This is a genomic window from Candidatus Hydrogenedentota bacterium, from assembly GCA_012730045.1.
Taxonomy (GTDB): domain Bacteria; phylum Hydrogenedentota; class Hydrogenedentia; order Hydrogenedentales; family CAITNO01; genus JAAYBR01.
This window is the reverse complement of the sequence record JAAYBR010000031.1, coordinates 1-13306: the sequence shown is the minus strand read 5'-3', so window position 1 is coordinate 13306 and position 13306 is coordinate 1. Positions and strand designations below refer to the sequence as shown.

Genomic DNA, 13306 nt, shown 5'->3' with positions numbered 1-13306 from the left:
GCATGCGCAGACTGCACCGGAACCCGGGCGGGGCCCACGCCGTCGCCTGGGGCAAGACAAGGCCGGCGGGACGCCGGCGGTACGGAAGACTGCACCGGAACCCGGGCGGGGCCCCCGCCGCCGCCTGGGGCAAGACAGGGCCGGCGGGACCCCGGCGGCACGGCAAACTGCACCGGAACTCGGGCGCGGCCCTCATCGTCGCCCTTTCGATCATGGCCGTGCTGCTCGCCATCGGCCTCACCTTCTTCGCCGTCACCCGCATCGAGTCCACCACCGCCGTCAATGTCGTCCACACCGTCCGCGCCCAGTACCTCGTGGACGCCGGCTTCGCCGTCGCGCAGTACACCCTCAACCGCGACCTCCAGGTCAACCCCAACGCCACCTCCACCGACCACGCCTGGCGCACCCTGTTCAACGGCGCCGCCTTCGCGGGCAAGGAATGGACCTGGGTGGACGGCATCGCCCCCTGGGACGGCGGCCGCACCGCCTTCACCCTCGAGCCCGTCGAGCGCGCCCTGCGCGAAGCCGGCCTCCTCTCCGGCGGCATCCTCTACGCCCAGTTCTACCGGGGCGACGGCGACGCCGCCGACCCCGCCGACACCACCCCCGACGGCGTCCGCGAGCCCCTCTTCCGCGGCCCGCGCACCGCCCCCTGGCTCGCCGTGCCCCGATGGAGCGGCCAGACCATCCTCCTCTTCGCCTCCGAAAAGGACATGCGCCTGGTGGACGCCGCGGGCGTCCGGCTCACCCTCACGGACGTCAACAACGCCCTCACGGCCGCGGGCCTCTCCCAGCGCTTCGACCGCTTCACCATGACCGCCGAAATGGACCGCAGGTTCCCCTTCGTCACCCCCGACTTCGCCGGCCAGGTCATCGTCGAGCGGAATGACGGCTCCACCTTCCTCCCCTTCGCGCCGTCCGGCACCGACGGGTATTTCCCCGCCAATTTCGTGGACCTCTGGGCCGACTTCGACAGCGACGGCGACGGCCTGCGCGACAGCGCCTGGATTCCCCTCCCCAAGGACGCGGACCTCTCCGGCGACGGCGTGGACAACGACCTCGACGGCTACCCCGACAGCAAGTTCTACGACCCCACCGTCGCCTCCGAGGGGCTCGACGCCACCGACGAGGGCGAAATCCGCCGCAACTTCGAACTCGGCGCCTTCGTCTACGCCGTGGACGGCTCCGGCGCCGTCATCCGCGAACAGGACCCGGACTATCCCACCCCCGTCGCCGCCTACCGCCTCACCCTGCCCCTGCCCGGCCTCTCCGTGCCCGTGGACATGGACAACGACGGCGAGATCACGCCCGCCGACCGCCGCCCCAACGCGGCAAACGGCAACGCGCTGGAATACGTCTACCTCACCCTGCCCGACCAAATCCGCGCGCCCCGCGTGGACCTGGACGGCCTGCCCGCCGCGCCGGCCATCCTGAACATCGGCAACGTGGACACGGTGGACAACGACTACGACCTCCACGTCAACGGGTTCACCGCCTACGCCGCCCCCGGGCCGGAATTTGTCACCCTGAAAGACGACGGCACCTACGACTGCCCCCCCATCTCCGTGCCCGTCCTCACCGACAAGGGCTTCCGCCCCCTGAACCTCGACGTCGTGGCCGCGGCCTTCTCCCTGTCACACACCGCCTTTTCCACCTACCACGAGATCCCCGTGCGCCGCCCCGACGGCACCCCCACCGGGGCCACCTGCACCTGCCCCGCCTACGTCCTCGGCGTCAGCGCCGAGTCCGTCTGCGAGGTCGTCGGCCGCATGGCCGTCCACGTCGCCGACGAGTCCGGAAAGGCCAACCTCAACGCAGGCGGCCTCCACACCTACGGACACCAAGACACCCTCGCACTGGCCAACCCAGCCACCCGCGTGGTCCGCGGCATGAGCCAGGCCCTCACCCCCGCCGAATACGAGACACGCATCCTCCCCGCAATGGGCGTCCAGCGCGCCGCCGAGACATGGAACATGCTCATGGGCGCGGGCGTCAGGGTCGGCCTCCCTGAAAGAAACCTGTGGGACTTTGAGGCGCCCGTCAACCCCGCCGGAAGCCTCACGGCCCAGCCCTACGACTACGACGTCACCGCCCCCGGCCTCGGCCGCGCCGATGACAACGTCAACAGCTTCCTCCTCGCCTTCTCCCGGCGCGACGAAAACGCCTCCGGCCTCCCCGACTCCGGCCTCTACCTGCCCCGGCTCAGCGAGTGGTCAAAGCTGCAGCTCTCCGGCACCCCGCCCGCCTCCGCGCCCGTTCTGTGGACCGACGACGTTCTCAACAGCAGCACCGCCGCCTACTACCGCGCCCTGGGCATGCTTGAGGGCATAGACGACCCCGCCGAGTTCCTCCAGCGCGCCCCCCTGCGCAACCCCTTCGCCGAATCTGACAACGACGACAACAACAACAACGGCGCCACGGACGAGGTCGGCGAACTGGGCGACCGCACCCTCGCCGTCCACTATGAACTCCAGAAGATGGCCGACGCGGGCGCCTCCCCGGCCTTCCAGCCCAAGGAGTGGGCCGACATCAACCGCTTCATCACGGCCCACAGCGAGGCGCGCAACGTCGCCTACATTTCCACCCCCTACGGCGACCGCGCGGTCAACAAGCTCGACCCCAACTTCGCCGACGCGCCCCAGCTTGCCGCCGCGCTGCTCCTGCGCGGCCAGTTCCCCAACGCCGCCCGCGCCGCGGACGGGGCCGGCATGGACGCCACCGTCCGCAGCTTCGCCTTCGGCCTGCGCCAGTCCAACAAGACCCTGCGCGGCGCCCTCCTCGGCGGCAACAACGCCGCCCCGGGCCTCTTCCCCGCCGACGCGCAGCTCCAGGCCCTCCAGACCGCCGTCAACGTCGCCGACCACCGCGACCGCGACGCCGTCCGCTCCCTCCTCGTCATGGAAAAGCGCGGCTCCGCCAATCTCGACAACGAGCCCGCCGAGCCCCTCAACGAGCGCGAGCGCGTCCGCCGGCAGGACCTCTTCCCCGCGGGCTCCATCCAGGAATACTTCTCCGACTCCTTCGGCATCACCCCCGAGTTCAACGACATCTCCGCCGTGGACCCCTGGTGGGCCGCCATCACCGACTCCAACCCCGATCCGGACATTTTCGAGGGGCAAAACCGCCTCCTCTCCTACGCCGCCGCAGGCGCCGAGGCCATCCGCATCACCGAAATCATGCCCCGCCCCGTCCGCCGCGTCGAGGCCGAAATCCTCCCCCTCGCCGGCCAGGCCGCCTACCAGATTGACCTGCTCATGCAAAGGCCCTCCGCCGACACCGTCAACTGGACCGCCGCCAACATCCCGTTCTTCAACCTCAACCCCGCCCCCTACGCCGAAATGCCCGCCTTTGACATGGACCGGATGACGGCCATGGCCGCGCCCGAGTGGAAACTGCGGACTTACTATCAGGAGGTGGATGGCACCGGCGCGATTGTCTCGGAGCAGCCCATCCTCGGCTCGCAGACGGGCTACCGCTACACCGTGCCTGCGGGAACCGTCTGGACGCCCCTGGAGAACGACCCGGCCAATGTCAATCCCGACGTGATGGAGTTCCGTTTCCGCGCCACCGACGGCCTGCCCGCCGGCCGCTACTATCTGACCCTCAACGTGACGGACCCCGTCACCGGCGCCGTGACGGTGGACAACACCAACCAGCTTGAGTACTCCATCCGGTACACCACGATGGCTTCCGGGACCGAGAGCGTCGCCTCCAACATTGCGCGCATCGTCAACATCCCCGACGCCTACGACGTGGACGGCGACGGCCTCAACGACGACCTGACCGTCGAGCGCGCGCAACTGCTGGCCGACTACTGCGCGAAGTATTTCCAGACAGTGGACGAGCCGGAGTTTCTCGCCACGGGGGCGGGCACCCCGCCCGGATGGGTTTTCCTCCCCTCGCGGGCGCTGGAGGACCCGGCCCCCCTGAATCCGTCGGACTACGCGGCCATTGAGCAGTATTTCCTGATTCTCTACGGGTCCGACCCCACGGTCCCCACGCTGACCGATCTCCTCGGCGACCAGCACAACGGGGCCTTCCTGGACACCGTCGTCGCGACCGACACCCCCTCCACCCGCACGCTCACGGTCATCGTGCCGCCTGCCGGGGCGGCCTACGACACCCTGTGCGTCGCCGTCCGTCTCAAGCCCATCGAGGCGAATCTTTACCTGCTCGACCCTGCGACGGGCCTGCCCCTTATGGACCCGGTCAGCGGCCAGCCGATCCCCCGCCATCTCTCCGTCAACTTCTTCGACTTCTCGCAGGAGCCGGACCACGAGTATGTGGAGATTGCGAACACGACGGACCAGGAGCTGGACCTTTCCGGGTGGACGCTGGAGGTGGGGATTCCCAACCCGGCGGGCCTCGACACGAACCCCGAAATGCGCGATCCCTTCAAGAGTGTGTGGGAGGTGCCCGCCCAGACCCGCATCGCCGCCAAGGGCCGCCTGCTCCTCACCTTCACAGACCAGCAGGGCGCAACCAAGGCCCCCCCCCTCGACACCTACCGCGACACCATTCCCCCCGACCCCGATTTTGCCACCCCCGGCGCCAATGGCATCGGCATGGCTCGATATGACATTGAGGGGGTCCCTGCGACCATGACGGCGACAGACAATCCAATCGCCTATGTGACCGTGCCTCCTATTGGCGACACCAGCCCCGACATCAATTACGGGGCGCTTTCTGATTCCAGCGTGCAAGGGATAAGCGGCAGTTTTCCGGGCGGCCTTGTTGAAGGGACAGGCTCCGTCTTCTCTCGACGGGCACCTGCGTATGACGGAAGCACAGATCCGCCGACGCCTGTTCCGCCCACGGACTACGTGGACAACGACGGCGACGGCGTGTCGTCGCAGCGGCGGTACTTCCCCCCCGTGCCGCCCCCTCCCTCGACACCGAATGACATTCTCGACACGGACGGCGCGCTGGAGGAAATCCGGACGCATGGGAACGCCGCGGGCGTGGTGCCCGCGTTTGCCCGCATTGTGCCGATGGTCAACCGGCGGCTGTGGGAGGACGCCCCCTACACCGACGCGGCCAAGCCCGTGCCCCTGACGGAAATCAATTCCGTCAAGCGGGTGGCGCAGTTGGTCCTGCGCGGCGGTGTGCTGCCCAACTACCCCGAGCGCGACGGCTACGACAACGACGGCGACGGCGGCTACATCGCCAAGGACAGCACGGGGCTTGACCTGACGCCGGACGGCGCCATCCTGCGCCGCTACATTCGCGGCACCCTCGACAAGGACATGGTGGACAACGACTTCAACGGGTATGTGGACGAGAACGGCGCGGACTACGAAGATGCCGACCCCGCCGTCACCCTGTGGTACCACGCCAACGCCTTCCTCAGCGAGGGCGTGGACGAGGGCAACGCGCCCCTCACCTACCTCGGGCAGCGCCCCCGCGTGTACGGCCCCGGCTCGTTCGAGGCGGGCACCTTCGGCATCGGCTACACGCCGGCTGTGAGTTCATACATCAACGACTGGTTGAACGGCTCCGCCTATGCCGGGAGTGAAGTGGTCAGACAGGGGTATGACTTCAGCTTGGGGGGAGCCTACGACAATTACGCACTTCCCGGCGTCACCCCCTTCGGCGTTACCCCCGGCGACTCCCCCGAGTGGGCGGCCTTTGTGGAGCGGCGGTGGAACCCCGGCGACAACGTGATCGTGACGCTGTACGTGGGCGATTCGGCCTTTGGCCGCGTGGCCGACCAGGCCACCTACCGCGAGTACGACGTCATCAACCGCACGGTGGACGACATCGTGGAGTCGCCCTACTATGTGGACGGCTACAACAACTACGACACCGCAGGGGCCTGGCAGGGGGCCGGCGGCACCGCCCTTGAGAACCGCGTCGCCCTGGACCTTACCCGGCTGAGCTACTGGCCTCCGGACCAGATGGGGCTGGACTTCTACCGGGCGCTGGAGCGGAAACACCCGCTCTATGCGGGCGACCGCTTCGGCACGAGCAATCGCTGGGAGCCGACGGACGGCGCCTATGACGACTGGGCCGACAGCCCGGCGTGGTACGAGCAGGCCTATACCAGCAGCGGCGGGGGGAGCATTGAGCCCCGTTTCGGCCTGGATGTGGTCTACACCGCCACGCCGAAGGAGCATGTGGCGCGGCTGTTCGGCCATGCCATGGCCGGGTCGCCCCTGCGCATGAACCTGACCGAGCGCCTGTGGGAGAACCCGGCCGACCTCGCCGCCGGCTTCTTTGGCGGGGCGGGGCCGGAGGACACGGCGCCCATGCTGGCCATGCGCACCTGGGACGCCACGGTCAAGAACACCCCCGGCAAACTACGCCAGTTCCTGGAGAACGACGAGGTGGTCTTCCCCGGCGACGACGGGGTCTATGTGAACCACGCCCACGCGTTCCGCCGGTCCGGCACGGGCAATGTGCCCTATGCCACCCTCGCCGACCTCATGCGCGTGCCCATGCCCCTCTTCGAGCACAGCCTGGACACGGATTTCCGCATCCCCTCGGCCTATGTCAACACGCGCTACCAGCCCAATGATTTCAGCCCCTACGAGGCGGCCCTCCAGAACCGGCCCCCCGGCAACACGGCCGGCATCGTCTGGCGGCAGGACCTCTCCGTGCGCGCGGCCGTCCTGGCCAACGCCGCCCCCCTGAACCCCCACCGGGCCCAGCCCATGCGCACCCGCATGGCCGGCCTCGGCGACCTCACCGAGCTCTCCGCCCTCGACCCCGTCGTCCTCACCGTCGGCCAGGCCGGCTTCGCCCCCCTCTGGCCCAACCCCGCCCGAAGTGACATAGACGAGCGCGCTGAGTCGTACGATGATTTCTTCCAGCGTTTTGTCCAGTGGACCGACCCCGATAATAGTCCGGCCACGCCCGACGTGCCGCCCTTCTACTGGAGTCCCGTCTACCTCTTCGCCGACGGCAACGCCGTGGCGGAGCCCTACGCCCCCTTCCCCGTGTTCGGCGAGCTGAACGGCGGCGCCACCCGGTACACCGGCCCGCCGGAGCGGATCACACTGCCCTCGACCGCCGTGTGGAACTGGCCCGTCGTGCTCAACCAGGACTTCCTCCTCGACACCGCCCGCCCCGCGCCCGTCTTCGGCGCCATGCTCCCGGCCGAGGCGGGGCGGCGCTGGCCTGTGGCGCGCCGCGCCGTCATGTTTGTCAGCAAACACGACACGGCGGCGGGCGAGGCCAACCGTCCCGAGGCCGTCTTCACCTGGGACGCCGAGGACGGCCTCGTCAACGGCACCTACATCGCCTACGTCGGCACCTTCGTGCCCGGCATGGCCGACCAGTTGGACCATCTCCAGAAAGTCGTCACCGGCCTCTCCGACGACGGTGCCGCCGCCCTCGGACTGGCCGACCGCCTGGACGAGCCGCCCCTGCCGCTCGACAGCACCGGCTCTGTGCTGGAGCCCCGGCTGGCCGGGCTCATGCAGTTGGAGAAGAACCGGGACGCGGGCACGGCGGACCGCTTTGACCCGCTGCTCGCCCTGGAATTCGTCACCGACCGCACCACGGCCTCCCGCGTGGCCCCGCGCCTGGACACCCTGCCTGCGGCCGTCACCCCCGAGGCGCGCGCGGCCCTCCAGGCGCGCGCCCTGGCCCATCCCGCCGACTGGTACCCCCCCGACGACGACCCCGCCCTCGGCGGCGTGCCCTCCGGCGTGGCCTACCGCGCCGATGGCGACGGCATGATCCTCTACAGCCACGATGCGTCCATGGCCTGGCGGCCCCGCCTCGTCCGCGTCACCGACAACTTCCTCGCCCTGCGCGTGCGCAACCTCGGCCGCCCCGACCAGGTGGCCTGCGTCACCTGCGTTGTCCTCACCCCCGCCCCGCGCACCGTCGGCCGCCTCAACCTCAACACCGCCGAAACGGGCCAGTACCGGGTGGAGAGCAGCACCGGTGGTCCCCCCACCGACTATTTGTTCAACCCGCTCCTGGGCCTCCCCGGCATCGTCAAGGCCTACGACAGCCTGGCGGGCGTGATTCAGGCAAAAAGGCAACGGTTAGCCCCCAGGAGGGAGGACAGCCTCGGCATGCCCTCGCTGCCCGAATTTCTTGCGGTCGGGCCGCCCCTGGGCTTCACGCCCAACCCGGTGCTGGGCAATCCGCTCCAGGACCAGCTCTACCCCAGTGACACCTACCCGTTGATTCCCTCGCTAACAAATCCCAAAGCTTGGGATAAGGACTACGAGGGCCTGGCCTCGCTGCGGCTGATGTCCATGCTCGTGTCCCAGCGGCCGCACCACCCCGACGGCCGCTATTTCACCCTGCTCGCATCCGTCGCCGCAGGTGCGGGGGAGGATGGTATACTTGGTAATGAAGACGGCGTGCTTCCTCCGGTGCGGCCGCTGAGCAATTACCGGCACGCGGAAGAGCGCTACAACGAGGTATACCAACGGTTTGCGGGACTGGCGAATCTGGTGGAGACCCGGTCGGACATGTTCGAGATTCTCGTGACCGTGCAGGAGGGAAATCTTTCCGACCTGGACGGAGACGGCAGACTGGACTACCGGGGCCGGATGAATTCCGAGGAGTTTGTGAAAACTGCGGAATCCGCCGGTCGCGCCATCTACGAGCGCCGCGCCCGCAAAGATGCGTCGGAAGAAGCGAGGGGGGTTCGCTGATCCGCGCGGGTACGGGACACTAGGAGGATGGACGGATGATGCGGAGGTCGTGTGTCTTTTTTGCCGCCTTTGCGGCGGCGGTGATGATCGCGGCGGGCGCCCCCGCCGCAACGATTACGGTCAGCGAGGGCGAGGACCTGGCCCAGGCCATCGCGGATGCCGCCGAGGGCGACACCATCCAGTTGGAGAACACCTCGGGCAGCGAGGCCGTCTGGCCGCTTGACGCGCCCGTGACGGTCACCAAAGACCTGGAAATCCTGGGCGACCCGGGCCTGCTGCCGACGGAAAGCGTCATCGAGGGCAACGGCGTTGGCGGCCCCTGCCCCGGCAATGTCGTGGACAACGGCGATTTTGAGGCCGGCCAGACCTCGCTCTGGATACCCAACCCGCCGTCCCCGCCGGTCATCGTGAAGGATCCGGCCCGGGCCGCCTCCGGCGAGTGGCTGGCCCAGTTCACGCTGGACCCCTGCGCCACGCCGACGCCGGGCCTCACGCCCGACCAGGTGGAATTGCGCTATGGCGTCGCCACGCCCGTGCCCAACCTCCCCCCCGGGGGCCCCGCGCGTCTGGAATGGATGACCCTGCCGCTGCCCTTCACCGTGGTTCCCGGCGCCACGCTCACCGTCTGGGTCAAGGCGCATGCGCCCATTGCCGGCAACCGGCTGGTCGTCACGGTGACCGACTCCGGCGGCAACACGGGAACCGCCTTCATCCAGGACACGGACCTGGCCGCCGCCGCCGACTGGACCCCCGTGGCCCTGCCCCTGGACACGTTCACCCCCGCGCCGGCGCTGGCGGCGATAATCCAGTCCCTCGCCATTGAGTCCCAGTTCGCCGTTGGCGCCCCGGAGGACCCGCCCTGCGCGCTCATCGGCGGCGCGGAGTTCGGCGTCGGCGCGCTGGCGCTTCCCACGGCCGCCGCGCTCAATCTGGGCTTCGCCCTGCTCAGCCCCGGCGCGTCCCTCGTGGAACTGGTTGCCCCCTTCGCGGGCGCCGCGCAGGTGCTGAGCCTGGGGGGGCTTGTGCCGCCCGCCCTGCGTTTCAGCGTGCGCGCCGACACCCCGCGGCCCGGCGACAAGATTGAGCTGCTGCCGCGTCCGGGCGAGGCTGCTGTCTGGAGCGCCGCGGCCGAATCCCTCGCCGGGGCCAACTGCCAGTCCGTCTCGGTGCCGCTGATCCCGCCGTCATCGGTCATGCCCGTCTTCCGCGCCACCGTCCAGCCGCCGGCCGCGGTCTCCGGACCGGTCACCCGGTTCGTACTGGACGACCTCAGCCTCTCCAACCTGGGCGGATGGCTGTCCGCGCTGGTGAAAAGCGGCGACAAGATTCTTTACGGCGACATGGAGAACGCCGGCCTGGCGGCCGGCCAATGGTCCGCCGCCACGCCCTGCGACATTCTCGGCCCGCCGCTCCCCGCAAGCTACTTCACCGGGCCCGGCTGCAACGCGTCGGCCCGCGCGCTCCTGCTCACCCGTGAAGTGGGCGCCCCGTCGGCGGTGGACCTCCGGCAGAGCGTCACCTTCCCGTCGTCCGGCAGCGAAATCCGGTTCAACCTCCGGGTCGGCCAGCCCGGCGGCGCCGACAGCACCTTCAAGGTGGAGGTGGACGCGACGGTGCTCCTGGAACAGCACGCGGCCGACGCCTCCCTCGCTTCCTACCGCATGTTCATCCTGCCCTATCCCGCCGCCTGGCGGGACACCACCAAGACCCTGCGCTTCCGCGCGGAAATCGCCGGCGGGGCGGCGCCGCCGAGCTTCCTCATAGACGACGTGTGCATCGGCCTGCCCCCCGCAGACCCCGTGCTCAGCGTCAGCAACGCGCACCTGCGGCTGGAGAACCTGACCGTGTCCACGGGCAGCGCGGGGGTGCAGGCCACCGATGACACGGCGGTCCTGGAGTTCATCCGCTGCGCCACGAAGAACATCAGCGGCCCCGGCCTGCGCTTCTCGGGAAAGGCCGCGGGCACGGCGTCCAATTCCGTGTTCACCGGCTGCTCCGGCCCGGCGGTCCTCTCGGACAGCACGGGCCTCGTGACGGTGTACCAGTGCACCGCCAAGGGCAACGGCGACGGGATACGCGCCACCAGCGGCCCCATCAACCTCGCCGCCAGCATCATCGAGGACGGCAATGTGACGGGGGAGGTGAACACCTGGCTCAACGTTATTCGCGGCAGTTTCCCCCCCGCCCCCTACGAGAAGGCCGGCTTTGAGAATCTAAATCCGGCCCCGACGGTGGATTATTCCGACAGCCCGTGGACCGGGAAGCTCCAGACGGGCAGCCCGGTCCTTTCCGGCCACTTTGTCGAGGTGGACGACCCGGTGACCGGCCTCGTGGCGAGCGCGGACCGCGCCTTTGACTTTGAGGGTGACGCGCGCGGCGCCGTGCTGAACGAGGAGCTTCAGGTGGGCGCGGACCAGGAGGGCGGCGGCCTTAGCGGCACGCCCATCTGGATTTCGTGCTCCGTGGACCCCCCCGTGGTGGGCCGGGGCGAGCCCGTCACCATCACCGTAGTCACCCAGGGGATAAACCTCAACGATGCCAAACTGCGCATGGTGCCCGAGGAGCCCCTGCCGGGGATGACCGTGGCGGCGGACCCCACCATCCTCAGGCAATGCTACGAGGTTGACCTGGTGCCGACCGGTGAGAACACCGCCACCGCCACGGTCACTTTCAGCGAGCCGTGCAACTTCCGTTCCGCCGATGACACGGCGCTGTGCACCGAGGGGATCAACCTCGTCTATCTGAACGATTACACAGGCGCCGAGCCCAATCCCACACTCTACGGCCACGGGTTCGGGATCACGGACACCGCCGGCGACTGCTCCTTCCTCGTGGACACCACGCCGCCGACCCTGCTGTTTTCCGCGTCCGCCGACGGCGATGCGGCGACGGCCCAGCCCCGCGCCTACGGCAACGACAGCCTTGTGGGCACCGGCGTGCCCGGCCCGCAGGGAGCCCACGCCATCCCCGTGTCCGGCGGCACCATCGTGGACCGCGCGCTCCACTTCCTGTTCAACCCCGGCGGAAACGGGACCTGCGCGGACACGGCGGCGGGCGACACGCTCAGTTTCGGCATTGAGGCCGTGTTCGAGGACCGGCCGCCCGCGCCCCTGACCCACGTCACCACGAGCGGCTTTGAGTCCGACACCGGCACCGACTTCACGGAGCAGGGCGACGGCCGGGCCTGGCTGGAGGGGCCCCTCGGCCCGACGGACAGCGGCACAACAACGGTGACCCTTTCCACCGATCCGGCGGCCGCCGTGAAGCGGCTCACGGCGCGCTTTGAAGCCGTGACATCGCAGTCCGTTCCCGACCCGTGGCGTTTCGAGGGGAAACCTGCGGCGCGCGACCGCGCGGGCAATGAGATCACCGCGCCGAACCCGCTGGTGCTCTGGTGGATGTGGCGCGCCCAGGCCGAGATCACCAACGGCCCGCGCGACACCCAGACCCTGAGCCCGCGCTTCGACTGGAAACTCCGCCGAAACATCAAGGGGCCCGATGCCGCCGACGTCGCGCCCATCGTTCCCTATGTGAAGGCCAAACTGTGGCGGGGCGCCGACGCCGCGGCGGACCGCGAAATCAGCACCATGCAGTGGGTGCCCGTCACCGGCTGGAGCGGCTGGATTTCCGGCCCCATCACCCCCGAGACCGACATGGGCGGGTCCCCCCTGTCCGTCCTGCTCCAGGCGAACCAGAACGACCCCGATCCCACTGTGAGCCGCACGCTCATGCTGACGGTGGTCGGCGCGGATGAGGCGGGGAACATCCAGCCCGCCGGGCTTGCGGACAGCGCCGCGGTCACGGTGGCCGACCTGACCGCGAGCTGCATTTCGTACACGTGGTGGTACAACGGCCAGAGCCAGGAAAACGTGTCCGTGGACACGGAGGCGCGGGTCACGCTTTCCGAATGGCGGCGGAACACGGCGAACAACACCGACTCCGAGACCCGCCCCTACGGCAGTGTGACGCGCGTTCCCCTTCCCCCGAAGGGGGTGCCACCCCTCTATGATTACCTGAAACTCCGGGCCGCTCTGACCGCGCGCCTGCCCGAGACCATCCGCCGCGCCGTGATCAACGGGGAAACCAATGTTGCCCAGGCGTGGATCAAGTGGACGCTCTACGAGGACGGGAACCCCGTGGCGAACAACACCGCCGTGGTGGGCCCGGGCGTGGACTTCGTTGACATCATCCTCCCCGTGAGCCCGGCGACCCCCACCGGCCTCGTTTTCGGTGACATGAAGGACCGCAAGCGCGAGAAACGCTACGTCCTCACGGCCCAAACCGTGCTCAAGACCTATTCCTACAGCCCCGACGGGACCGCCTTCCCGGCCCGCGTCATCAGCGACCCGACCCCCGCGTCCGTCTCCTTCACCGTATACCCGAAAGAGGTGGACGACAACCTCCGCGACGAGCGCCCCACCCGGATATATGAGAGGGAGTAGGGGAGAGGGGATAGGGTTTAGGGTATAGGGTTTAGGGTTTAGGCGGGCAGTCGGACTGGTCGGACAAGTCTGACTGGTCCGACTGGTCTGACTGGTCTGACTGGTCCGACTGGTCTGACTGGTCTGACTGGTCTGACTGGTCTGACTGGTCTGACTGGTCTGACTGGTCTGACTGGTCTGACTGGTCTGACTGGTCTGACTGGTCTGACTGGTCTGACTGGTCTGACTGGGCTGGTTGGGCTGACT

Annotated in this window: 2 protein-coding genes and 1 pseudogene; all 3 read left to right on the top strand. The window is 68.9% G+C overall.

Going from position 1 to position 13306, the window contains the following annotated elements:
• Nucleotides 1-2 precede the first annotated feature (2 nt).
• Nucleotides 3-8618, top strand: coding sequence for a lamin tail domain-containing protein (locus GXY15_02810; protein ID NLV40144.1), 8616 nt, complete (start codon nt 3-5; stop codon nt 8616-8618).
• A gap of 35 nt (nt 8619-8653) precedes the next feature.
• Entirely contained in the window at nt 8654-13060 is a 4407-nt protein-coding gene (locus GXY15_02805; GenBank protein ID NLV40143.1) for a hypothetical protein, read from the top strand.
• 54 nt (nt 13061-13114) lie between these two features.
• A pseudogene (locus tag GXY15_02800) lies at nt 13115-13306 on the top strand (spore surface glycoprotein BclB).

Bases quoted from the DNA above. Each gene is read 5' to 3' on its own strand.
- GXY15_02810 (NLV40144.1), top strand. From the start codon at position 3: ATGCGCAGACTGCACCGGAACCCGGGCGGGGCCCACGCCGTCGCCTGG.
- GXY15_02805 (NLV40143.1), top strand. From the start codon at position 8,654: ATGATGCGGAGGTCGTGTGTCTTTTTTGCCGCCTTTGCGGCGGCGGTG.